19 protein-coding genes and 1 rRNA gene are annotated in these 22,169 nt (G+C 65.7%); 14 read left to right on the top strand and 6 right to left on the bottom strand.

Annotated elements, in window-relative coordinates:
- Nucleotides 1-103 (top strand): 5S ribosomal RNA (gene rrf / locus CXK94_RS10505); the annotation flags it as partial.
- Between the two features lie 158 nt (nt 104-261).
- Here the strand turns inward: rrf and CXK94_RS10500 are convergent.
- On the bottom strand, nt 262-1,656 hold the full coding sequence (locus CXK94_RS10500) for a class II fumarate hydratase (protein WP_102894301.1): 1,395 nt from the start codon (nt 1,654-1,656) through the stop codon (nt 262-264).
- 150 nt (nt 1,657-1,806) lie between these two features.
- Here CXK94_RS10500 and CXK94_RS10495 point away from each other — a divergent pair, with 150 nt between their 5' ends.
- The 5 genes from CXK94_RS10495 (at nt 1,807) to CXK94_RS10475 (ending at nt 6,134) form a co-directional block, all read left to right on the top strand.
- The gene (locus CXK94_RS10495) at nt 1,807-2,313 is read left to right on the top strand and encodes a DUF2059 domain-containing protein (RefSeq protein ID WP_102894300.1); all 507 of its coding nucleotides are present in this window, start codon (nt 1,807-1,809) and stop codon (nt 2,311-2,313) included.
- A gap of 11 nt (nt 2,314-2,324) precedes the next feature.
- Nucleotides 2,325-2,621 carry a BolA family protein gene (locus CXK94_RS10490; protein ID WP_102894299.1) on the top strand — a complete coding sequence of 99 codons (297 nt, stop codon included), beginning with the start codon at nt 2,325-2,327 and terminating at the stop codon, nt 2,619-2,621.
- A 141-nt stretch (nt 2,622-2,762) separates the two neighbouring features.
- Entirely contained in the window at nt 2,763-3,698 is a 936-nt protein-coding gene (locus CXK94_RS10485; protein ID WP_102894298.1) for a rhodanese-related sulfurtransferase, read from the top strand.
- 35 nt (nt 3,699-3,733) lie between these two features.
- Nucleotides 3,734-4,363: a DsbA family protein gene (locus tag CXK94_RS10480; protein WP_256046181.1), complete on the top strand. Its 630-nt coding sequence runs from the start codon at nt 3,734-3,736 to the stop codon at nt 4,361-4,363.
- Nucleotides 4,356-6,134 carry an ABC transporter ATP-binding protein gene (locus CXK94_RS10475; protein WP_102894297.1) on the top strand — a complete coding sequence of 593 codons (1,779 nt, stop codon included), beginning with the start codon at nt 4,356-4,358 and terminating at the stop codon, nt 6,132-6,134. The genes CXK94_RS10480 and CXK94_RS10475 overlap by 8 nt, the downstream gene beginning before the upstream one ends.
- A gap of 91 nt (nt 6,135-6,225) precedes the next feature.
- Here the strand turns inward: CXK94_RS10475 and CXK94_RS10470 are convergent, their stop codons facing one another.
- Complete coding sequence (locus CXK94_RS10470) at nt 6,226-6,948, bottom strand: TorF family putative porin (protein WP_037039385.1); 723 nt, start codon at nt 6,946-6,948, stop codon at nt 6,226-6,228.
- A 333-nt stretch (nt 6,949-7,281) separates the two neighbouring features.
- Between CXK94_RS10470 and CXK94_RS10465 the strand changes: the two genes are divergently transcribed.
- The gene (locus CXK94_RS10465) at nt 7,282-9,234 is read left to right on the top strand and encodes a HAMP domain-containing methyl-accepting chemotaxis protein (RefSeq protein WP_102894296.1); all 1,953 of its coding nucleotides are present in this window, start codon (nt 7,282-7,284) and stop codon (nt 9,232-9,234) included.
- Nucleotides 9,235-9,270: 36 nt separating this feature from the next.
- On the opposite strand, the gene CXK94_RS10460 is transcribed toward CXK94_RS10465, so the two are convergent.
- Nucleotides 9,271-10,314 (bottom strand): metal-dependent hydrolase, encoded by a 1,044-nt coding sequence (locus CXK94_RS10460; RefSeq protein ID WP_102894295.1) that lies wholly within the window; start codon nt 10,312-10,314, stop codon nt 9,271-9,273.
- Nucleotides 10,315-10,448: 134 nt separating this feature from the next.
- Here CXK94_RS10460 and arfB point away from each other — a divergent pair, with 134 nt between their 5' ends.
- Nucleotides 10,449-10,862, top strand: coding sequence for an alternative ribosome rescue aminoacyl-tRNA hydrolase ArfB (arfB, locus tag CXK94_RS10455; RefSeq protein WP_102894294.1), 414 nt, complete (start codon nt 10,449-10,451; stop codon nt 10,860-10,862).
- 57 nt (nt 10,863-10,919) lie between these two features.
- On the opposite strand, the gene ggpS is transcribed toward arfB, so the two are convergent.
- The 3 genes from ggpS to CXK94_RS10440 all read right to left on the bottom strand — a co-directional run bounded on the left by ggpS (nt 10,920) and on the right by CXK94_RS10440 (nt 15,801).
- A complete protein-coding gene (gene ggpS, locus CXK94_RS10450; protein ID WP_102894293.1) occupies nt 10,920-13,175 on the bottom strand; it encodes a glucosylglycerol-phosphate synthase in 2,256 nt (751 codons plus the stop codon).
- A gap of 203 nt (nt 13,176-13,378) precedes the next feature.
- The gene (locus CXK94_RS10445; protein WP_102894292.1) at nt 13,379-14,701 is read right to left on the bottom strand and encodes an MFS transporter; all 1,323 of its coding nucleotides are present in this window, start codon (nt 14,699-14,701) and stop codon (nt 13,379-13,381) included.
- 209 nt (nt 14,702-14,910) lie between these two features.
- Complete coding sequence (locus tag CXK94_RS10440) at nt 14,911-15,801, bottom strand: LysR family transcriptional regulator (RefSeq protein ID WP_037039396.1); 891 nt, start codon at nt 15,799-15,801, stop codon at nt 14,911-14,913.
- Between the two features lie 122 nt (nt 15,802-15,923).
- On the opposite strand from CXK94_RS10440, the gene CXK94_RS10435 reads away from it, so the two are divergent.
- From CXK94_RS10435 to CXK94_RS10410, 6 genes are all read left to right on the top strand, one after another.
- The gene (locus tag CXK94_RS10435) at nt 15,924-16,745 is read left to right on the top strand and encodes an FAS1-like dehydratase domain-containing protein (RefSeq protein WP_102894291.1); all 822 of its coding nucleotides are present in this window, start codon (nt 15,924-15,926) and stop codon (nt 16,743-16,745) included.
- Between the two features lie 79 nt (nt 16,746-16,824).
- On the top strand, nt 16,825-17,988 hold the full coding sequence (locus CXK94_RS10430) for an acyl-CoA dehydrogenase family protein (RefSeq protein ID WP_102894290.1): 1,164 nt from the start codon (nt 16,825-16,827) through the stop codon (nt 17,986-17,988).
- 193 nt (nt 17,989-18,181) lie between these two features.
- Nucleotides 18,182-18,586, top strand: coding sequence for a VOC family protein (locus CXK94_RS10425; protein WP_102894289.1), 405 nt, complete (start codon nt 18,182-18,184; stop codon nt 18,584-18,586).
- A complete protein-coding gene (locus tag CXK94_RS10420; RefSeq protein ID WP_102894288.1) occupies nt 18,583-19,935 on the top strand; it encodes an MmgE/PrpD family protein in 1,353 nt (450 codons plus the stop codon). Before CXK94_RS10425 ends, CXK94_RS10420 begins: the two co-directional genes overlap by 4 nt.
- A 131-nt stretch (nt 19,936-20,066) precedes the next feature.
- A complete protein-coding gene (locus CXK94_RS10415; protein ID WP_102894287.1) occupies nt 20,067-21,272 on the top strand; it encodes a CaiB/BaiF CoA transferase family protein in 1,206 nt (401 codons plus the stop codon).
- Nucleotides 21,273-21,291: 19 nt separating this feature from the next.
- Entirely contained in the window at nt 21,292-22,119 is an 828-nt protein-coding gene (locus CXK94_RS10410; protein WP_102894286.1) for an HpcH/HpaI aldolase/citrate lyase family protein, read from the top strand.
- Nucleotides 22,120-22,169: the final 50 nt, after the last annotated feature.

The raw sequence follows: 22,169 nt of genomic DNA, 5'->3' as shown, positions 1-22,169 counted from the left end.
GAGCGTTGGAACCACCTGATCCCATCCCGAACTCAGCAGTGAAACGACGCATCGCCGATGGTAGTGTGGGGTCTCCCCATGTGAGAGTAGGTCATCGTCAAGCACCTATCCCAAACCCCCGATCCGCATTAGCGGCTCGGGGGTTTGCTTTTGGGCGCTGGAATTATTGGCAGCTGGTGGTTCGTGGCGATGGACTGCAGCACTGCTGGGACTGGAGCGGCTCCCAGCCCCGCTGAATGACTGGTTATCAGTCGATTCAGGTCATCCTCGTTGCCCTGACTCCAGCATGGTTTCCGGACGAACCCATTGTTCGAATTCATCGTTGGTCAGGTAGCCGAGTTCCAATGCCGCTTCGCGCAGGGTACTGCCCTCTGCATAAGCCTTCTTGGCGATTTCCGCTGCCTTGTCGTAGCCGATGTGGGGATTCAGGGCAGTTACCAGCATCAAACCTCGTTCCAGATGTTCAGCCATACGCGCAGGGTCTGGTTCGAGTCCCGCTATGCAGTGGGTATTGAAGTTGCGGCAGCCATCAGCCAGCAGTCGGATCGACTGCAGCAGGTTATGGGCGATCACCGGTTTGAACACATTGAGCTGCAAATGCCCCTGGCTTGCCGCGAAACCGATGGTCATATCGTTGCCCATGACCTGGCAGGCAAGCATCGACAACGCCTCGCACTGGGTCGGGTTGACCTTGCCGGGCATGATCGAGCTGCCGGGCTCGTTGGCCGGCAGTTTCACTTCGGCGAAGCCGCCGCGAGGCCCGGAACCCAGCAAGCGCAAATCATTGGCCAGTTTCATCAGGGCCACGGCCAGGGTCTTCAAGGCCCCGGAAAGCGCGACCAAGGGCTCATGCCCAGCCAATGCGGCGAATTTGTTGGGTGCGCTGGCGAAGGGAAGCCCTGAAAGAGCTGCCAGTTCCGCAGCGATGGCTTCGGCGAAACCGTGCGGGGCATTCAGCCCGGTGCCGACGGCCGTTCCGCCTTGGGCCAGTTCGTAGACAGCCGGCAGGCTTTGACGGATCGCCCGTTCGGCGATGTCGAGCTGGGCTACGAAGGCCGAGAGTTCCTGGCCGAAGGTGATCGGGGTGGCGTCCATCATATGGGTCCGCCCAGTCTTGATCAGCTTGTTATGGCGCGCGGCTTGTTCGGCGAGCCCACCGGACAGCTCGGATAACGCCGGTAAGAGATCGGCATGGATGGCCTTGGCGGTGGCGATATGCATCGCGGTAGGAAAGCAGTCGTTGGAGCTCTGCGCACGATTGACGTGATCGTTGGGGTGCACGGGGCTTTTGCCGCCCTTGCTGCCTCCAGCCAGTTCGTTGGCGCGCCCTGCTATCACTTCATTGACGTTCATGTTGCTCTGCGTGCCACTACCTGTCTGCCAGACCACCAATGGGAACTGATCGTCGTGCTGGCCATGCAACACCTCGTCGGCGGCCTGTTCGATCAAGCGGGAAATATCGGGCTGCAGGTCTCCGATGCGGTTGTTGACCCGTGCTGCTGCTTTCTTGATCAGAGCCAGGGCATGCACCACTTCGATCGGCATGCGTTCGCCACCGATTGCAAAGTTGCTCAGCGAGCGTTGGGTCTGGGCACCCCAGTAAGCCTGTTTCGGCACCTCTACTGGGCCCAGGCTGTCGGTCTCGGTACGTGTCATGCCGTTGCTCCATGGTTCGAATTACTGGTTTAGGCTGCGTTACGACACTGGGGGTTCCGTGGTGTTGCAGCCCGTTGCTTGAGCCATTGGAACTCCAGGCGCAGAATGTGTCCATTGAGGGCTACCTATCGCCCATCCAAGGTATTTCCAATGTCCACGCACCGTACCTTCCGTTTTTGCTGCGCATTTGCCCTCAGCTGTATCGCCGTATCGTCGATGGCCGACAGTGCAACCCACGCTGACAGTGCCGAGCGCTTCCTCCAATTGGCGAATGCCGAGCGCCTCGCGGTGCCGGTTTATGCCCAGGTCCAGCAAATGTTCGCGCAGCGCTTTGCCGAAGCCCAGGCGCCGGGGAGCAAGAGGGCGCTGCTCGAGCGCTACCAGGCCAAGGCCGATGCGGCGTTGGACAAAGCCATCGGCTGGGACAAGCTGAAACCTGATCTGGTCGTGCTCTATACCAGCCAGTTTTCCGAGCCTGAATTGAACCAGCTGATCGACTTCTATCAATCGCCGTTGGGCAAGAAGATGCTCGCCAAGCTGCCGGAGCTCAATGCCCGTTCGGCGCAGCTGACCCAGGCGAAACTGGAAGCCGCTGTGCCGGAAGTGAACCAGCTGCTGGCCGACATGACGGCCGAACTCGATACCCAGAAGCCTTGAGAGAGCCAGGCATGCCCAAACTCGATTCGATCCAAGACGCCCTGCAAGCACTCCAGCCCGAGCACCTCGAAGTGTTCGATGAAAGCCACATGCACAGCCGGGGGCAGGAAACCCACTACAAGGCCGTGATCGTCAGCCCGCAATTCGCCGGCTTGAGTTCGGTCAAGCGCCACCAGAAGGCCTATGCCGCGATGGGGGCGCTGATGCAGCAGATCCACGCACTAGCGCTGCATACCTACACACCGGAGGAGTGGCGCCAGCAAACTGCGGTGCCATCCTCGCCCGTCTGCGCCGGCGGGCATAAATAAATAGACGGGACCGGCTTACCGTTCGCACCCGCGCGCCCGTTGTGCCTTGTTTGTTAGACTTTTCCTCGCGCCGGCCGTTGCCGGCGCTTTCGTTTGTATCCGGTCCGCCCTTTACGCGGGCGACCACTGGTGGACATACCCATGACACAGAAGATCGTCGTCGCAGCGTTGTACAAGTTCGTGTCCCTACCGGACTACGTCGCGCTGCGTGAGCCCCTGCTCGAAATACTCAGCGACAACGACATCAAAGGCACGCTGCTACTGGCCGAAGAGGGGATCAACGGCACCGTGTCCGGCACTCGCCAGGCGATCGATGCGCTGCTCGCCTGGTTTCGGCGTGATGCGCGACTGGCCGATATCGATCACAAGGAATCCTACTGCGACGAACAGCCGTTCTACCGCACCAAGGTCAAGTTGAAGAAGGAGATCGTCACCTTGGGCGTGGCCGGGGTCGATCCCAACCAGCGCGTCGGTACCTATGTCGAACCGCAGGACTGGAACGCCCTGATCGCCGATCCAGAGGTGCTGCTGATCGATACGCGCAACGACTACGAGGTGGCCATCGGCACCTTCGACGGTGCGGTCGATCCGAAGACCCGCTCGTTCCGCGAGTTTCCCGCCTACATCAAGGCGCACTACGATCCGACCAGGCACAAGAAGGTGGCGATGTTCTGCACCGGCGGTATCCGTTGCGAGAAGGCATCGAGCTACATGCTCGGTGAAGGGTTCGAAGAGGTCTATCACCTCAAGGGCGGCATCCTCAAGTATCTGGAGGAGGTGCCCGAGGCGCAGAGTCGCTGGCGGGGCGACTGCTTCGTGTTCGACAATCGGGTCACCGTACGGCACGACCTGAGCACCGGCGATTTCGATCTGTGCCACGCCTGTCGCTCCCCGGTTTCCGTGGCGGATCGGCAATCCGAGCACTACGCTCCGGGTATCAGCTGTCCGCACTGCTGGAATACCCTGAGCGAGAAGACCCGGGCCAGTGCTCGTGAGCGACAGAAGCAGATCGAGCTGGCCCGCCAGCGCAACCAGCCGCATCCCATCGGACGCGACCCCCGGGAGCTGGAGCGCTGAGCAGGCCGGCATGCGCCGAGTAGTGGAGTATCGAAGTGGCTCGACTGATTTACGTGATGGACCCCATGTGCTCCTGGTGCTGGGGGTTCGCACCGGTGCTGCAGGAGCTGGCCGAGCAGGCCAGGGCGCAGGGCGTGCAATTGGAATGGGTGGTCGGTGGGCTGCGCCGCGAGCGGGCGGCTATGGACCAGAGCGGGCGCGCGCGGACGCTCTCCTACTGGCAGGCGGTGCGTGCCGCTACCGGCCAGCCGTTCAATCTTGTCGCGGGGCTGCCGGAGGGCCTGGTCTATGACACCGAACCCGCCTGCCGGGCACTGGTGGCGGCACGCGGTATCGACCAGGCCCGCGTCTGGCCGCTGGCAACGCTGATCCAGCAGGCGTTCTATGGGCAAGGCCGCGACGTGACGCAGCCCTCGCTGCTGGTAGAGCTGGCCGAAGCGGCCGGTATACCGCGTGGCAGGTTCGCCGAGCATTACGACTCCCAGGAGGCGAGGGCGGCCACGGCGGCCGATTTCGCCTGGGTGGAAAATCTCGGGATCGCCGGCTTCCCGACCCTGCTGGCCGAGGGCGGGGGACGGCTGGCATTGCTGACCAACGGTTACCAGCCATTATCGGTTCTGGCTCCGCTGCTGGGGCGCTGGCTGGAGCACAATACCCATGCCTGACCGGCTCAGTTGGGCGGAGATCCGCCGGCTCGCACTGCATCATCGCAAGGCGTTGTTCCTGGCTAACCTGATCGCGGTGCTGGCGACCCTGTGCAGTGTGCCGATTCCCCTGTTGCTGCCGTTGCTGGTGGACGAGGTGCTGCTGGGCGAAGGAGATGCCGCGCTGCAGGTCATGGATCGCTTCCTGCCCAGCGGCTGGGAGACCGCGGCTGGCTATATCGGCCTGATGCTCTGCATCACGCTGCTGCTGCGCCTCTCGGCGCTGGTGTTCAACGTACTGCAGGCGCGCCTGTTCGCCCGGCTGTCCAAGGACATCGTCTATCGCATCCGGATCCGTCTGATCGAGCGGCTCAAGCGCATCGCACTGGCGGAGTATGAGAGCCTGGGTGGCGGCACGGTGGCAACGCATCTGGTCACCGATCTGGAAACCATCGACAAGTTCATCGGGGAAACCCTCAGCCGCTTCCTGGTGGCGCTGCTGTCGATCATCGGCACGGCCGCCATCCTGGTCTGGATGCACTGGCAATTGGCGCTGCTGATCCTGCTGTTCAATCCGCTGGTGATCTACGCCACGGTGCAGCTGGGCAAGCGCGTCAAGTACCTGAAGAAGCTGGAGAACGACAGCACCTCGCGCTTCACCCAGGCACTCACCGAGACCCTTGACGCGATCCAGGAGGTCCGCGCCGGCAATCGCCAGGGCTTCTTCCTTGGCCGTCTCGGGCTGCGCGCCCGCGAAGTGCGCGATTACGCGGTGGCCTCGCAGTGGAAGACCGATGCTTCCAATCGCGCCAGTGGCTTGCTGTTCCAGTTCGGCATCGATGTGTTCCGCGCGGCGGCAATGCTGACCGTGCTGTTTTCCGATCTCTCCATCGGCCAGATGCTCGCGGTATTCAGTTACCTCTGGTTCATGATCGGCCCGGTGGAGCAACTGCTCAGCCTGCAATATGCCTTCTACGCGGCCGGCGGTGCGCTGGGGCGGATCAACCAGTTGCTGGCCCGGGCCGACGAGCCGCAGTATGCCGGTGGCCGCGATCCGTTTGCCGGCCAGTCGACTGTCGCCATCGACGTGCATGGCTTGCAGTTCGCCTACCAGGACGAGCCGGTTCTCGAAGGCCTGGACCTCAGCATCGCGCCCGGGGAGAAGGTTGCCGTCGTCGGCGCCAGCGGCGGTGGCAAGAGTACGCTGGTGCAGTTGTTGCTGGGGCTCTACCAGCCACAGGCCGGGCAGATTCGCTTCGGCGGCGTGCCGCTGGAGGAGATCGGCTTGAACACGGTGCGCGACAATGTGGCCGTCGTGCTGCAGCATCCGGCGCTGTTCAACGACACCGTGCGCGCCAACCTGACCATGGGGCGTGAGCGGGACGACGCGCTCTGCTGGCACGCCCTGGAAATCGCCCAGCTGGCGGAGACCATTCGCCAGTTGCCGAAGGGACTGGACAGTGTGGTCGGGCGTTCTGGCGTGCGCCTGTCCGGTGGCCAGCGCCAGCGGCTGGCGGTCGCGCGCATGGTGCTTTCCGAGCCGAAGGTGGTGATCCTGGACGAAGCCACCTCGGCGTTGGATGCGGCCACCGAATACGCCCTGCACCAGGAATTGAACCGTTTTCTCAGAGGCCGCACGACACTGATCATCGCCCACCGGCTGTCGGCGGTGAAGCAGGCTGACCGGGTTCTGGTATTCGATGGTGGGCGGATCGCGGAGGAAGGTGATCACCAGCAGCTGATCGCCGAGGGCGGCCTGTACGCCCGGCTGTACGGGCACCTGCAGCACTGAGCGGAACGGAGCTATAAAAAACCGCCCCGTTGGAGCGGTTCAAAACCAAAGGTTTGCTTGGCCCGGCCGTCTAGCGATGGCCGGCACCCGGTCAGAAGGACTTGGAGACCGCGACGGTCAGGTTGGAGTCGCAGTAGTCGTCCTTGCCGTAGGTGGCTTCGCAGTCCGCCGAGGCGATGTCGGTGTCGGTGTAGGTCAGCGTCACGTCCAGGCCGAAGAGGGTCTTGCCCACGCCGACGGCCCAGTCGTTGTAGTCCTCGCCACCGGCCTTTGCATCGGTGTAGCCGTAGCTGGCGAACAGAGTCGTTTCGTAGGGCAGCTCGTATTCGTAGCCGGCCCAGGTGTAGGACGGGTGCACGCCGGTCTCGACGCCGTACTTGTAGCCCAGGGTGAAGCCGTAGGCGGTGATGCTCGGGATGATTTCGTAGCTGTTCCACTCGCTGGCCTGCGGATAAGCGTACTTGGCCAGCTGCAGGTCGGCGGAGATGTCATCGGTGAAGCCATAGCCGTAGCCGACGTAGTAGTCGACCTCGATGTCAGCGCCGCTGGTGTTGCCCGGGAAAGCCGCATCGTCGACGTTCGAGGCCCAGATTCCGGCATACAGACCACTTTCGTGTGCGACGTCCAGGCTGCCTTGGATAGCGGTTTCGCCAGCGGTCTGCGATTGGCCGCGCCAAATGTAATCGCTGGCCAGAGTGGCGGTCATGCTGACATCGAAATCGCCGAGTGGAGAGGGCACCGTCTCGCTGACGGCCAAGGCGCTGAAGCCCATTGCGGACGCTGCGGCAACTGCCACTGTGAGTTTTTTGAACATGCTTTGACTCCCTGTGTCGGTACGCGAGGGTGGGCCCTCGTCCTGGAAACCTGATTGCAGTAATCAGGGTGAGGCTCTCAAAGCAGGATGCTTGCCAGTTCGTAAAATTACTTATAAATCATATGGATGCTGTTGTTTTTGATGTGCTGTAGAAGTATCGCTGCGCTGCGCTGGGGCGCTTTGCCAGCATCCGAAAGAGACTGCACCGCTTCGATGCATCGGGTATGTCCAGGCCGTCAGTCTTAAGGCGCCAAAAACTCCTGATTAATTACTCAACTATTAGTAATCTCTGCCGACTCACCTGGGGTGCCCTTCATTTGTGGAATGTTTTCGATGGAATCAGTGCTGAACTTCTTCACCAACATCCCGGTCGGCAAGAAGCTGATCTACGGCTTTGGCGTGGTACTGCTGCTGACCCTGGGCGTGGCCGGTACCGGCTTTATCGCCGTCGACGAAATCCTCGGGCGGACGAGCCAGATCAATCAGTTTTCCACGGTCAACGCCTCCATTCTCGCGGCGCGGGGGAACGAGCGTGACTATGCGCTGACGCGTCAGCAGGCCTCGGCCGATGGGCTGCGCAAGTCACTGCAACAGCTCGACGACGAGCTGACCGCTCTGGCCGCCAGTTCCGACAACGTGGAGCACGCCTACCTGGCGCGGATTCGCCTGGCCGCGGACGAGTACGGGCGGCAATTCGATGAATACGGCGAGTTGATCCAGCGGGGTGTCGCGTTGCGTACGCAGATGCAGAACGCCGCGCAGGTCAGCCGCGAGGAGTTCGAATTCATCGAACTCGATATGTACGATGCGGTGCGCGTCCTGCGGCTGGAGGGGGATCGCCTGAAGGGCAGCGATCCGCTGACCATCGCCGAGGCCACCTCGGGGCTGACCAAGCAGATTCTCGACATGCGCACCCTGGAGAATGTCTACGTCGGCAACAGCTCCGATGCTGCGGTCAAGAGCTGGCAGGAGCTGCACGACAACGTGGCGGCTGTCGGCAGCAATCTGAAGGTCTGGTTGGGCGATGACCAGAAGGCTTCCATGGACAAGGCGCTGGCCGAACTCGAGAACTACCGTGCCGCCTTCGCTGAGTTCCGCCAGAACCGCGACAAGCGCCTCGCGCTGGAGCGCTCGATGGACCAGCAAGCGGAGGTGGTGATCGATGCCGCCGGCGAGGCGTTGGCCAGCGCGACTGCCGCCATGGAGCAGCAGCGTCGCAGCACCTATACGCTGCTGGCCGTCATCGGTGCGCTGGCGATCTGTATCGGGCTGCTGGCAGCGGTGTCGATCTCGCGGATGATCGTCGGACCACTGCGTGCCACCGTGCAGCAGGCCCAGCGCGTGGCCGGCGGGGACCTGACGTATTCCCAAGCGAGCACGCGGCGTGATGAAGTGGGCCAGTTGCAGAACGCCATGCACAGCATGACCGAAAGCCTGCGGGCCCTGATCGGGCGTATCGGCGGGGGCGTCAGCCAGATCGCGGCGGCGGCCGAGCAACTTTCCGCCGTTACCGCGCAGACCAGTGCCGGTGTGCAGACCCAGCGGCTGGAGACCGAGCAGGTCGCAACGGCCATGCACGAAATGGCGGCCACGGTGCAGGAGGTGGCGCGCAACGCCGAACAGGCCTCGACTGCCGCGCGCCAGGCCGATCAGCAGGCGCGCCAGGGCGATCGGGTGGTGCAGGATGCCGTCGGCCAGATCGGCAACCTGGCCGGCGAGGTCGACCAGTCGGCGCATGCCATCGAAGCGCTGCATGCCGAAAGCGGGCGCATCGGCAGTGTGCTGGAAGTGATCCGTGCGGTCGCCGAACAGACCAACCTGCTGGCCCTCAACGCGGCCATCGAGGCGGCCCGGGCCGGCGAGCAGGGCCGTGGTTTCGCCGTGGTGGCCGACGAGGTACGCGCATTGGCGCGGCGCACCCACGATTCCACCGAAGAGATCGAAGGCCTGATCGGCAACCTGCAGCGGGTCGCGCAGCAGGCGGTCGAGCAGATGCAGAACAGCCGCGATCTCACCCAGCGCACGGTGGATCTGGCCAATGAGGCCGGCGTCGCCCTGGGGCGTATCACCGAGTCGGTTTCCACCATCGAGCAGATGAACCAGCAGATCGCCGCGGCGGCCGAGCAGCAGAGCGCGGTTGCGGAGAACATTTCCGAGAGCGTGACCCGCGTGCGCGACATCGGCGATCAGAGTGCCAGTGCCACCGAGCAGACGGCCGGGGCCAGTGCCGAGCTGGCGCGGCTCGGCGTCGAACTGCAGGAGCTGGTCCGGCAATTTCGTACCTGAGCGAAAAAGGGCGAGCCTGCCCGGGCTCGCTCTGCCTCAGCGCTTGCCGTCCAGTTCCGCCGCCCAGGCTGCCAGCGGTAGCGGCGGATACTGTCGCCAGATGCGTGCCCAGATCTGCCGCAGGCGATCCAGGTCGCCGCGCTCGGCCGGCAGGCGTTCCGGCCGAGCGATCGGTTGCCAGCCGTTTTCCGTGCGTTCGGCCAGGGGGAAACGGAAGGGATGGAAACCGGTCATGCCCAGGCGCAGGTCGGTGACCAGCAGGCGGCCAGCGCTTTCGTCGTAACGCAGCACATCGCCGGTGAACCAGCGCAGCCGCGCGTGTTGTGGCGAGTCCCGCAGGGCCGCGGCCAGATGGCCGCCGCGCGGAAGGCGCACCAGCTCCGGCGGGCCGTCGTCCAGCCAGCTGACCAGTGCCTCGTGATAGAACTCGCCGTCCACCACGATCACCCGCCACAACAGGCTGTTGAACGGCGTCGGCGTGCTGAACAGGCGTTCGGCCCGGATGCCGTCCCGGGTCATGATGTCCCGTACGCGCTGCTCGGCCATCTGCTTGCCGGCCAGGGTGAAGCCCAGGTACAGCGAGGAAACCACCAGCGCCAGCAGTGGCCAGCGCGCGATCCGCCCGTGCAGGCCGAACAGCGCGCCGGCCAGCGCCGCCAGGAGCAGCGGCACGCTGTACAGTGGGTCGATGATGAAGATGCTCGACCAGGCGACCGGCGATGTGTGCAGGGGCCATAGCAGCTGGGTGCCGAAACTGGTGAAGGCGTCCAGCAGCACGTGGGTCACCAGCACCAGCCAGAGTGTGAGGAACAGACGTCCGCCGGAATAGCCCGGGTGGGGGCGCCAGCGCCGGGCCAGCCAGGCCAGCAGCGCGGCGACCAGGCTGACCACCAGCAGCGAATGGCTGAATCCGCGGTGATAGGTCATGTTGGCCACGGCATCGCCGTAGTCGATGACCACGTCGAGATCGGGGAGCGTGCCGAGCAGGGCGCCGTAGAGCAACGCCTTGCGGCCCTGCCAGCGGCCGAGCAGGGCGGCCTGGACGCTGGCGCCGAGTACGGCCTGGGTGATCGAATCCATGGAGCGGTCCGTTCGAAGCGGGGTTTTACCTTAGCCCAATGCTTCTGCGCACATGCGGCGAAATTCAATTAAAAACATGTCGTAATTGCCGAGACATACGACAATGCCGGGCCTGATCCTCGCGACGAGCTGCCATGCTGGAAATCTCCAATTCCGTTCAGTTGCTGGATGCCGAAATCGAACTGACCGCCATCCGCGCCCAGGGCGCCGGCGGGCAGAACGTCAACAAGGTTTCCAGCGCGCTGCACCTGCGCTTCGACATCAATGCCTCGTCGTTGCCGCCGTTCTACAAGGAGCGCCTGCTGGCCCTGCGCGACAGCCGGATCACCCGCGAGGGCGTGGTCATCATCAAGGCGCAGCGCTATCGCACCCAGGAGCAGAACCGCGCCGATGCGCTGGAGCGCCTGGCCGAGCTGATCCGCAGCGTCGCCAAGGTCGAGAAGGCGCGGCGTCCGACCAGGCCGACGCTGGGCTCCAAGAAGCGCCGGCTGGAGGGCAAGAGCAAGCGCGGGGCGGTCAAGGCCGGGCGGGGCAAGGTGGAATATTGAGGCGGGCGCTGCGCCGCCGCCGGCTGGACCGGGCGTTGGCCGCCCGGTCGCCGGCGCTCAAACCTCGATCGCCTCGGCCGGCAATGGCTGCTGCTGCAGCGAGCCGAGGAATTCATCGCCCCAGCGGCGAATATCGTTGAAGCTGACGATGCCGTACAACTCGCGCAGCCGCGCGCGGGCTTCGCTTTTCGGCATGTTCAGCGCCAGATAGCAGGTTGCGGCGAGATCGGCCGTGTCGTGCGGATTGGTCAGGAGTGCGCCCTTGAGTTCCGCCGCGGCACCGGCGAACTCCGAGAGCACCAGCACGCCGCAGCCGTCCAGCAGCCCCTGGGTGGCGACGAATTCCTTGGCCACCAGGTTCAGCCCGTCGCGCAGCGGGGTGATCCACATGACGTCGGCCATGGCGTACCAGGCCACCACCTCGTCGAACGGATGGCTGCGAAAGAAGAACTGTACCGGCGTCCAGCCGATACTGGCGAAGCGGCCATTGATGCGACCCACGGCCTGTTCGATCTGTCCCTGCAGCGTGTCGTAGACCGAGATTTCCTGCGCCGCCGGCACGCAGATGCTGGCCAGGGTGACCTTGCCGTGCAGTTCGGGGTTGGCTGCCAGCATCGCTTCGAACGCCTGAAGCTTCTCCAGCACGCCCTTGGTGTAGTCGAGCCGCTCCACCGCGAGAATCAAGCGCACGCCGGCCAGCTCCTGCCGCAGCCGGCTCATGGCCTGTTGCACCGCTTCCCGTGCCAAGGCGTTGCGTACCCGGTCCAGGTCCAGCCCCACCGGATGCGCGCCGAGCTTGACCCGGCGCATGCCGGTGTCCACTTCGGTGGTCATGCTGTCGAGCCCGACGGCGCAGCCGTAGGTGACGAAGCGCGGTGCGCAGTTCTGCCGGGCGAGGGTCTCCAGTGGAAACACGCCGCGGGCGACATCGACGAAGTTCTCCACCTGGCGGGGAATATGGAAGCCGATGTAGTCGCACTGCAGCAGGCTGCCGACGATCTGCCGGCGCCAGGGCACCACGTTGAATACGTCCGCCGAGGGGAAATAGGTGTGATGGAAGAAGGCCAGCCGCAGGTCGGGGCGCAGCTCGCGCAGATAGGCCGGCACCATCCACAGGTTGTAATCGTGCAGCCACACGGTCGCACCTTCGGCGGCTTCGCGGGCGGTGCGCTCGGCGAAGGCGCGGTTGACCTGCAGGAACACCTGCCAGTCCGCCTCGTTGAACGCGGCGCGCTCCCAGAAGGTGTGCAGGGTCGGCCAGAACGCCTCCTTGGAAAAGCGCTTGTAGAAGGTGTCGACCTGTTCCTTGCTCAAGGGCACGCGCGCCGCGGTGAGGCGTGGGTAGCGCTCGGCATCGACCGTGGTGTGGCTGTCGAACGGGCCGTCGGTCTCGTCGTGTTCGGCCCAGGCCACCCAGGAGCCCTTGCGGCCATCGGCGAAGAAGCTCAGCAGGGTCGGGATGATGCCGTTGGGCGATGTCGGCCGGCGGCGCTGGATGCGCCCGTCCACCCGGTGTTCCTCATAGGGCAGGCGGTGATAGACGATGACCAGCTCGGCCTGCCCGGGCTCGGCGGCTTTGCGGCTCTCGGCGGCGAAGCCGTGTTCGCCGAGGAAGCCGAAGTGGGCGAAGGCCTGGATGATGCCACCGCAACCGGCTGCCTCGGCATGCAGCACACGGGTGCAGTTGCGCGTCTGCTCCAGCAGGCCGGGCTCGGACTGCCCGACGCAGACGCCCTTGAGCCCGCAGCCGAGCATGCTCAGGTCGTTCAGGGTGTCGCCGGCGACCAGCACCTGCTCGGGATCCAGGCCCAGGGTCTCGATCAGGCGCAGCAGGCTGCTGCCCTTGTTCACGCCGCGCGGGAGAAAATCCAGGTAGAGGTCCGCCGAGTAGAGCAGGTCGCAACCCAATTGCTCGGCGACGGCCTTCAAGGCCGGGTCGGCGGCCTGTTCCGGCGTGCAGAAATAGGAGCAGCGGCGTGCCTGCGGCACATCCTGGCGGACCAGCTCGGGATACGACGCCAGGGCTTTGGCGATGACCGTCTCGCCTGGCCAACGGGTTTCGATGTGCTGCTGCAGCGGCTGGATCGGCAGCAGGGTTTCGCCGTGATACAGGCTGGCGCCGACGTCGGCGATGATGTAGTCCGGCTGCGGCAGCGTCGGGTCCGCCAGCAAGGGCAGCACGGCTTCGAGGCTGCGCCCGGTGACATAGGCGAGCTGGATGTCCGGGTGGGCGGTGATGGTCTGGTAGAGGCTGAGGCGATCCTGCGGATCGCCGCCAAGAAAGGTTCCATCGAGATCGGTGGCAAGTAGCATGCGCTGTCTCCCTGTCCATGAGTGGTGCAGTGACGCGCCGACCTGGGCCGACGAGCAAACGGCATCCGGCCGTGGGCGGCCGGGTGTATTGGCAGATTGCAGGGCACCGGGCGGTAGCCGGGCGAACCCGGTCGTCGGTGCGGCGCCAGGCCGTGCTCAGCCGTGGCGCTGGCGGAGCGCACTCATGGTTGCGCTCTCGTGGTTCAAGGTGTGTTGGCTCGCTGGGGGGCCGGGTCTCGCTCTTCCAGGGGCGGTTGGTATTCGTCCAGAATGTCTGCTTCCGCGGTCTGCGCCTGCTCCGGGGCCGTTTCGGGCGTGTCGGGCATCAGTTCCAGCACGGTATGGCTGGTGCGCAGCATCGGCGTGAAGTGTCCGTGCGGCTCGGTGACCAGATCGACCACGCGCTTGGGCCGCCAGTACGAATAGAGCGCCAGCAGGCAGAGCGTCACGGCGAAGAACAGCGGCAGGGCGACGGCGCCGAACAGGTGCATCAGGCCGCCGGCCACCACCGGGCCGAGCGCGGCGCCGAAGCCGTTGGCCAGCAGCAGGCCGCTGGAGCCGGACAGAATCTCGTCCGGGTGCAGGTGATCGACCATCTGCGCCACGGCGATGGAATAGATCGAGAAGGCCAGGCCGCCCCAGAGGAACATCAGCCCCAGCAGCAGCGGTCCGGCCTGGATCGGTGCGACCACCAGGGCCAGCACCGCGGCGATGGCCACCACCCAGAGCATCACCACGCGGCGGTCATGCTTGTCGGAAAACAGCCCGATCGGCCATTGCAGCACCGCCCCGCCGAGGATGGTCATGCTCATCAGCAGGCCGACGCCGGCCGCATCGAAGCCGACCTGGCTGGCGTACACCGGCGCCAGGCCCCAGAAACCGCCGAGCGCCAACCCGGAAATGCCGGCGCCCATCAGCGGCAAGGGCGCGATGCGCGCCAGCTGCAGCAGGTCGGTGGCGGGCATGTCCGGTAGGCTGGGCTGCGCCTGGCGGGTCAGGGTGATCGGCATCAGCGCGCTGCAGATGAGGATCGCCGCCAGCGCGAAGAGAGTGAAGGTCATCGGGCTGTCGAGGTTCAGCAGTTGCTGGGCCGCCGCCAGGGCGCCGAGGTTGACGGCCATGTACAGGGCGAACACCTGGCCGCGCTTCTCGCCACTGACCTGGGCGTTGAGCCAGCTCTCGATGACCATGTACAGCGTTACCAGCGAGACGCCGTAGAGCACCCGCAGCACCAGCCACACCCAGGGATTGACGACCAGCACGTGCAGCAGCACGGTGACCGCGGCCAGGGCGGCGTAGAAGGCGAAGGTGCGGATATGACCGATGCGCCTGATCAACGACGGCGCGAGCCAGGTACCGAGCAGGAAGCCGGCGAAATAGCCGGACATCAGCAGGCCGATCAGTCCCGTCGAGTAGCCTTCGGCGACACCGCGCAGCGTCAGCAGGGTATTGAGCAGGCCGTGCCCGAGAAGGAGCAGGGCCACGCCGGCGAGCAGCGAACTGATGGGGGCGATTAGAGACCTCATGACGGACTACCCTAGGCAAGTGTGACGGTGATGGCAAGTTGCGAACGGCCCGGGCGAGTTCGTTTCATCTGCATAACCATTTGATTAACAAGAGAAATCATGAGTGCGAGAGGGTCGCGTGGAGAGCGCCGATCCGCTTGCGCTGCTTTCTTGGGCAGCTCGAACGCCCGAGGATTCCACTGCTTTACCCGCAATCGGGTAGGGCTGGCTTAGACGGAATCCGGCGCCAGGGTCGCGATCAGCGCGCGCACGCTGCCGGGCAGGGCGTCCAGTTCGCGGACCAGGATGCTGCGCTCGCGCACTGCCCAGGACTCATCCAGTGTCACCAGCGCCAGTTGCATGGTGCGGCTGTGCCGGCGCGCGGCGGATTCGGGAATGATGCCGATGCCGACACCGGCCTCGATCATCCGGCACACCGCCTCGAAACTGGAGACCTGGATGCGCAGGGAAAGCTGCCCGCCGAGCTTCTCCACCTGATCGCGCAGAAAGGTCAGCAGGGTGCTGCCCTCGTGCAGGCCGATGTGCTGATAGGCCAGGGTCTGGCGCAGCGTCACCTGCGCTTGGCCGGCCAGTGGATGGCCGACCGGCACCGCCAGCAGCAGCCGGTCGGTACTGAAGTGCAGCACCTGCAGCCCCTCGGCCTGCACCGGCCCGGCGATGATGCCCATGTCGGTGCTGCCATCCAGCACGCCGCGCACGATGTCGCGACTCAGGCGCTCCTGCAGGTCCACCGTAACTCCGGGGCGCTGGGCGAGAAAGCCCGCCAGCACTTCCGGCAGGAACTCGGTTACCGCGGTGGTGTTGGCGAAGATGCGGATATGCCCGGCCGAGTCGGCGCCGTATTCGGTGAACTCGCTTTTCAGGTAGTCCACCTGGCGCATGATCAGCCGCGCGTGCTGCAACAGCTTCTGCCCGGCCGGTGTCAGCTCCACGCCGCGGCTGTCGCGATACAGCAGACGGCTGTCGAGCTGGTTCTCCAGCGCCTTGATCCGCGCGCTGGCGGCTGCGGGCGACAGATGAGCCCGGCGCGCGCCCTGGGTCAGACTGGGAGACTCGGCGATATGGATGAACAGGCGCAGGTCGGCCAGATCGAAATGCATGTGAACTCGTCTCTGGTTTGGCGTTCGTCTTAGCCGAACGCAGGTGTCGATAAATGCAAATTCTCAGAACGCCGACTTCGTAGCATGCTTCGGCAAAACAAGACAACAACCGGAATGCTCCCATGACCGATTTATCTGCCTGGATTGGCCGCAGCGAAGAAGTCCACGACCAGCTCAGCCGTAACCTGCTGATGCGCATCGCTGCGACCTTCGGTGAAACCACCCCGGCTTACGGCGAAGCGCTACCACCGCTGTGGCAATGGTGTTTCTTCCAGGAGCCGATCGCCGAAAGCGGCCTCGGCGAGGATGGTCACCCGGCGCGCGGTGGCTTCCTGCCGCCGGCGGATAACCGCAACCGCATGTGGGCGGGGGGGCGCGTCGAGTTCTTCCGCCCGCTGGAAGCCAGCGGCGAGGCACGGCGGGTCTCCACCATCAAGCACATCGAGGAAAAACACGGTCGTACCGGCGCGCTGCTGTTCGTCACCGTGCAGCACGACTACCTGCAGGACGGCCGCCTGGCCATTCGCGAAGAGCAGGACATCGTCTACCGCGTGCCGAGCCCGCCGAAGGCCAGCAGCGGCGAGCCGATGGTCGCCGGCGACTGGCGCGAGGCGGTATCGCCGACCCCGACGCTGCTGTTCCGCTATTCCGCCGTCACCTTCAACGGCCATCGCATCCACTACGACTGGCCCTACGTCACCGAAACCGAAGGCTATCCGGGCCTGGTGGTGCACGGGCCGCTGATTGCCACCCTCAACTTGCGCGCCTTCTGTCGCGCCAACCCCGAGGCGCGCCTGCGCCGCTTCGCCTACCGGGGCCTGCGCCCGCTGATCGCGCCGCAGCCGTTCGAGGTTGGCGGGCGCATCGTCGCGCCGGGCAAGGCCGAGCTCTGGGCCGGCGACCACAACGGCCTGGCGCAGAAGGCCGAAGTGGAATTCGACTGAATAGCGAAGCGTAGGGTGGATAACGGCGCAGCCTTGTCCACCGTTGAGGCCATGCGCGCCGAACAAGCGAGGAACCGAGATGACCCCGAGCAAGACCGAAGAACTGAATTTCATCCGCGAAGGCGTGCGTGCCCTCTGTGCCGAATTCCCCGCCGAATACTGGCGCAAGATCGACGAGGAGAAGGGCTTTCCCGAGGCCTTCGTTAGCGCGCTGACCCAGGCAGGCTGGCTGTCGGCGATGATCCCGGAAGAATACGGCGGCTCCGGCCTGGGGCTGGCCGAAGCGTCGGTGATCCTCGAGGAGGTCAACCGCTGCGGCGGCAACTCCGGCACCGTGCACGGGCAGATGTACAACATGTTCACCCTGCTCAGGAACGGCAGCGAGGAGCAGAAGCGCTACTACCTGCCCAAGCTGGCCAGCGGCGAGCTGCGCCTGCAGTCCATGGGGGTCACCGAGCCGACCACCGGCACCGACACCACCAAGATCAAGACCACCGCGGTGAAGCGCGGCGACAAGTACGTCATCAACGGCCAGAAGGTGTGGATCTCGCGCATCCAGCATTCGGACCTGATGATCCTCCTGGCGCGCACCACGCCGCTGGCCGAGGTCACGCGCAAGTCCGAGGGCATGTCGATCTTCCTGGTCGACCTGCGCGAGGCCATCGGCCGCGGCCTGACCGTGCAGCCGATCGCCAACATGGTCAACCACGAGACCAACGAGCTGTTCTTCGACAACCTGGAGATTCCGGCCAGCAGCCTGATCGGCGAGGAAGGCAAGGGCTTTCGCTACATCCTCGACGGGCTCAACGCCGAACGCACGCTGATCGCCGCCGAATGCATCGGCGACGGCCGCTGGTTCATCGAGAAGGCCAGCGCCTACGCTCGCGACCGCGTGGTGTTCGGCCGGCCAATCGGACAGAACCAGGGCGTGCAGTTCCCCATCGCCGAAGCGCATATCGAGGTGGAGGCCGCCGATCTGATGCGCTGGCGCGCCTGCGAGGAATACGACGCCGGTCGTAACGCCGGTGCCGCCGCCAACATGGCCAAGTACCTGGCAGCCAAGGCCAGCTGGGAGGCCGCCAACGCCTGCCTGCAGACCCACGGCGGCTTCGGCTTCGCCAACGAATACGACGTCGAGCGCAAGTTCCGCGAGACGCGGCTGTACCAGGTGGCGCCGATCTCCACCAACCTGATCCTGTCCTACGTGGCCGAGCATCTGCTCGCGTTGCCGCGCAGTTTCTGACGAGCAACGTAGGGTGGAAACGACCGCAGGTCTTTTCCACGCGTATCCAACAGGCGACGCAATTGCTGGGAAAGACCTGGTGTTCGTTTTCCACCACCTGGGCGCCGCGCTGCAGCGGAGCGGGTTCGGCCAAACGCGTGGAAAAGGCTTCGCCGTTTTCCACCCTGCGACGACCGAGCGAAGGAGTGATGCCATGCAGATCGACCACCTCGACCATCTGGTCCTGACCGTCGCCGATATCGAGGCCACGGTGGACTTCTACACCCGCGTGCTCGGCATGCAGGCGGTGACCTTCGGCGAAGGGCGCAAGGCGCTGGCCTTCGGCAACCAGAAGATCAACCTGCACCAGGCCGGGCGCGAGTTCGAGCCCAAGGCCGAGCGGCCGACACCGGGCTCGGCGGACCTCTGCTTCATCGTCGCCACGTCGCTGGAGGCGGTCGTCGCCCACCTCGAACGGCAAGGCGCAGCCATCATCGAAGGCCCGGTGCAGCGCACCGGCGCGACCGGGCCGATCCGCTCGGTGTACCTGCGCGACCCCGACCAGAACCTGATCGAACTATCCAACCCATTGGCCAACCCACTGGAGCCGACCGCATGAGCCAGCACACCCAGGCGCTGACCGAATTCCTCGCCGGCCTGCATTACCAGCAGATTCCCGAGCCGGTGCTCGCCCGCACCGAAGACCTCTTCCTCGACTGGCTGGGCTCCGCGCTGGCCAGCGCCGGCTCGCACCCGATTCCCCTGTTCGAGCGCTATGCGCAGAAGATGGGGCCGAGCGAGGGGCCGGCACGCATCCTGGTCAACGGCGGCAGCAGCTCGGCCTACTTCGCCGCGCTGGTGAACGCCGCCAGCTCGCACCTGGTGGAGCAGGACGACCTGCACAACAGTTCGGTGCTGCATCCGGCCACCGTGGTGTTCCCGGCCGCGTTGGCCGCCGCGCAGGATCTCGGCAAGTCCGGCCGCGAGCTGCTGGTAGCCGCGGTCGCCGGCTACGAGGCGGGCATCCGCATCGGCGAGTTCCTCGGCCGCTCGCACTACCGCATCTTCCACACCACCGCGACGGTCGGCACCCTGGCCGCGGCGGTGGCGGTGGGCAAGCTGCTGGACTTCGACCAGCAGCGGTTCACCCACCTGCTCGGCAGCGCCGGTACGCAAGCGGCGGGCTTGTGGGAGTTCCTTCGTGACGCGGCGGATTCCAAGCAGCTGCACACCGCCAAGGCCGCCGCCGATGGCCTGCTCGCCGCCTACCTCACGGCCGACGGCCTGAGCGGCGCGCAGAACATCCTCGAAGGCGAGCAGGGCATGGCTGCCGGCATGTCCAGCGATGCCGACCCGAGCAGGCTGTCCGATCGCCTCGGCACGCGCTGGGCACTGGCGGAAACCTCGTTCAAGTTCCATGCCTCCTGCCGCCACACCCATCCGGCCGCCGATGCGTTGCTGGCGCTGATACAGCGCGAAGGCCTGCGCGCCGACCAGATCGCCAGCGTCACCACCCGCGTGCACCAGGGCGCCATCGACGTGCTCGGGCGGGTGAGCGTGCCGCAGACGGTGCACCAGGCCAAGTTCAGCATGGGCACGGTGCTCGGGCTGATCGCCGTGCACGGCAAGGCGCAGCTCACCGAGTTCCGCGACCTGGCCCTGACCGATCCGGCCGTGGCGGCCTTCCGCGAAAAAGTGAGCATGGTCCTCGACCCCGAGGTCGACGGCGCCTACCCGGCGCGCTGGCTCGGCCGGGTCGAGGTCAGCACCCGCGACGGACGCACCCTGAGCGGCGCCATCGACGAGCCCAAGGGCGATCCGGACAACACCCTGAGCCGCACTGAACTGGAGGACAAGTTCCGCCGCCTGCTGCAGTTCTCCGGGGCGCGCAGCGCCGACGAGGCGGGCGAATTGATCGACAAGGTCTGGCGTTTGCGCGACCTGGAGCGGCTGGACGAGCTGGCCTGAACTGAATCGTAGGGTGGATGGCGGCGAAGCCTCATCCACCAAAGTGGCGCCAGAGTCCCCAGGGGCTTGAACAAACGCGTGGAAATGGCTTCGCCGATTTCCACCCTACGCCGAATCTGCAGGAACCGGATATGAACGATACAACCGCCAAACCCCGCCCGCTCGACGGCATCACCGTGGTCAGCCTCGAGCACGCCATCGCCGCGCCATTCTGCACACGGCAACTGGCCGACCTCGGCGCCCGGGTGATCAAGATCGAGCGCCCCGGCTCCGGCGACTTCGCCCGTGGCTACGACGAGCGCGTCGATGGCCTGGCCTCGCACTTCGTCTGGACCAACCGCTCGAAGGAAAGCCTGAGCCTGGACGTCAAGCAGGACGCGGCTGGGCAGGTGCTCGAGCAGTTGCTGGCCAAGGCCGACGTGCTGGTGCAGAACCTCGCACCGGGCGCCGCGGCGCGCATGGGCCTGTCGTTCGAGGCGCTGCACGAGCGCTTCCCGCGGCTGATCGTCTGCGACATTTCCGGCTACGGCGAAGGCGGGCCCTACGCGCGGAAGAAGGCCTACGACCTGCTGATCCAGAGCGAGGGTGGCTTCCTTTCCGTCACCGGCGGACCGGGCGAGACCGAGATGGCCAAGGCCGGCTGCTCCATCGCCGACATCGCCGCCGGCATGTACGCCTACACCGGCGTGCTCTCGGCGCTGATGCTGCGCGGCAAGACCGGCGAGGGCAGCCGCGTCGACGTGACCATGCTGGAAAGCCTGGTGGAGTGGATGGGCTACCCGCTGTACTACGCCTACGACGGCGCGCCGCCGCCGCCGCGCGCCGGGGCCGCCCACGCCACCATCTACCCCTACGGCCCGTTCCCCACCGGCGATGGCGGCACGGTGATGCTCGGCCTGCAGAACGAACGCGAGTGGGTGCTGTTCTGCGAGAAGGTGCTGCTGCAGCCGGAGCTGGCGCAGGACGAACGCTTCTCGGCCAACTTCAAACGTTCGGAAAACCGCGAGGCGCTGCGCGCCATCATCGTCGAGAGCTTCGCTCGACTGAGCGCCGAGGAGGTGATCGCCCGGCTGGACGCCGCGCCGATCGCCAACGCCCATGTCAACGACATGGCCGGCGTCTGGGCCCACCCACAGCTCGCCGCACGCCAGGCCTGGGGCGCGGTGGAGAGTCCCGCGGGGCGGCTGCCGGCGCTGCTGCCACCTGCGCGCAACAGCGCGTTCGCGCCGCGCATGGACCCGATCCCGGCGCTCGGCCAGCACACCGATGCGCTGCTCGCCGAGCTGGGCTATGCGCCCGGTGACATCCAGCGCCTGCACGAGCAGGGCGCGGTGTGAGCGCGACGAGGAGCCAGCCATGAATTCATCCATCATCCGTAGCGCGCTGTTCGTCCCGGCGACCCGCCCGGAACGCATTCCCAAGGCGCTGGCGAGCGGGGCCGACGCGGTGATTGTCGACCTCGAGGACGCCGTTGCCGAGAGCCTGAAGGCCGAAGCGCGGAGCAATCTCGACGCGTTTCTTGCCGCCAATCCGGCCGCCCGTGTGCTGGTGCGCGTCAACTCGCCGCTGCATGCCGGACATGCCGAGGACCTGGCGCTGTGCGCACGGCATGCCGGCGTGGCCGGCGTGCTGCTGCCGAAAGTGGAAAGCGCGGTTCAGGTGGCCCTGGCGGCGGCCAGCGGCAAGCCGGTATGGCCGATCGTCGAGAGCGCCCGCGGGCTCGCCAGCCTGGCGGAAATCGCCAGTGCCGAGGGCGTCGAGCGGCTGTCCTTCGGCGCGCTGGACCTGGGCCTGGATCTGGGCCTGGCCAGCGGCAGCGCGGCCGCCGAACGCATCCTCGACCAGGCGCGCTACGCGCTGCTGCTGCATTCGCGACTGGCGGACCTGGCGCCGCCGCTGGACAGCGTATTCCCCGATATCAAGAACCTGCACGGCCTCGCCCGGACGGTTGCCGATGCCCGCGACATGGGCTTCGGCGGGCTGCTGTGCATCCACCCCAGCCAGGTCGCTGTGGTGCATGAAACGCTGATGCCCAGCGCCGAGGAGCTGGACTGGGCACGACGCGTCCTCGCCGCCGGTGCGTCCGGCGACGGGGTCTTCGTGGTGGACGGACAGATGGTCGACGCCCCCGTCGTCGGCCGCGCCCGCCGCCTGCTGCAACGTGCCGGGCAAGCGGTGCCCTGAGAGGCGCTGCCTTGCCAGCCATACGTACCAACCGACAAAAACAAGAGGGT

The organism is Stutzerimonas stutzeri (assembly GCF_002890915.1).
Classification (GTDB): Bacteria; Pseudomonadota; Gammaproteobacteria; order Pseudomonadales; family Pseudomonadaceae; genus Stutzerimonas; species Stutzerimonas stutzeri_AF.
The sequence above is the reverse complement of the archived record's forward strand: the minus strand, read 5'-3'. Positions and strand labels throughout refer to the sequence as shown.

What these genes read in the sequence shown, in the direction of transcription:
- CXK94_RS10500 (WP_102894301.1), bottom strand. Translation starts at nt 1,656, where the DNA reads ATGACACGTACCGAGACCGACAGCCTGGGCCCAGTAGAGGTGCCGAAA.
- CXK94_RS10495 (WP_102894300.1), top strand. Translation starts at nt 1,807, where the DNA reads ATGTCCACGCACCGTACCTTCCGTTTTTGCTGCGCATTTGCCCTCAGC.
- CXK94_RS10490 (WP_102894299.1), top strand. Translation starts at nt 2,325, where the DNA reads ATGCCCAAACTCGATTCGATCCAAGACGCCCTGCAAGCACTCCAGCCC.
- CXK94_RS10485 (WP_102894298.1), top strand. Translation starts at nt 2,763, where the DNA reads ATGACACAGAAGATCGTCGTCGCAGCGTTGTACAAGTTCGTGTCCCTA.
- CXK94_RS10475 (WP_102894297.1), top strand. Translation starts at nt 4,356, where the DNA reads ATGCCTGACCGGCTCAGTTGGGCGGAGATCCGCCGGCTCGCACTGCAT.
- CXK94_RS10470 (WP_037039385.1), bottom strand. Translation starts at nt 6,948, where the DNA reads ATGTTCAAAAAACTCACAGTGGCAGTTGCCGCAGCGTCCGCAATGGGC.
- CXK94_RS10465 (WP_102894296.1), top strand. Translation starts at nt 7,282, where the DNA reads ATGGAATCAGTGCTGAACTTCTTCACCAACATCCCGGTCGGCAAGAAG.
- CXK94_RS10460 (WP_102894295.1), bottom strand. Translation starts at nt 10,314, where the DNA reads ATGGATTCGATCACCCAGGCCGTACTCGGCGCCAGCGTCCAGGCCGCC.
- arfB (WP_102894294.1), top strand. Translation starts at nt 10,449, where the DNA reads ATGCTGGAAATCTCCAATTCCGTTCAGTTGCTGGATGCCGAAATCGAA.
- ggpS (WP_102894293.1), bottom strand. Translation starts at nt 13,175, where the DNA reads ATGCTACTTGCCACCGATCTCGATGGAACCTTTCTTGGCGGCGATCCG.
- CXK94_RS10445 (WP_102894292.1), bottom strand. Translation starts at nt 14,701, where the DNA reads ATGAGGTCTCTAATCGCCCCCATCAGTTCGCTGCTCGCCGGCGTGGCC.
- CXK94_RS10440 (WP_037039396.1), bottom strand. Translation starts at nt 15,801, where the DNA reads ATGCATTTCGATCTGGCCGACCTGCGCCTGTTCATCCATATCGCCGAG.
- CXK94_RS10435 (WP_102894291.1), top strand. Translation starts at nt 15,924, where the DNA reads ATGACCGATTTATCTGCCTGGATTGGCCGCAGCGAAGAAGTCCACGAC.
- CXK94_RS10430 (WP_102894290.1), top strand. Translation starts at nt 16,825, where the DNA reads ATGACCCCGAGCAAGACCGAAGAACTGAATTTCATCCGCGAAGGCGTG.
- CXK94_RS10425 (WP_102894289.1), top strand. Translation starts at nt 18,182, where the DNA reads ATGCAGATCGACCACCTCGACCATCTGGTCCTGACCGTCGCCGATATC.
- CXK94_RS10420 (WP_102894288.1), top strand. Translation starts at nt 18,583, where the DNA reads ATGAGCCAGCACACCCAGGCGCTGACCGAATTCCTCGCCGGCCTGCAT.
- CXK94_RS10415 (WP_102894287.1), top strand. Translation starts at nt 20,067, where the DNA reads ATGAACGATACAACCGCCAAACCCCGCCCGCTCGACGGCATCACCGTG.
- CXK94_RS10410 (WP_102894286.1), top strand. Translation starts at nt 21,292, where the DNA reads ATGAATTCATCCATCATCCGTAGCGCGCTGTTCGTCCCGGCGACCCGC.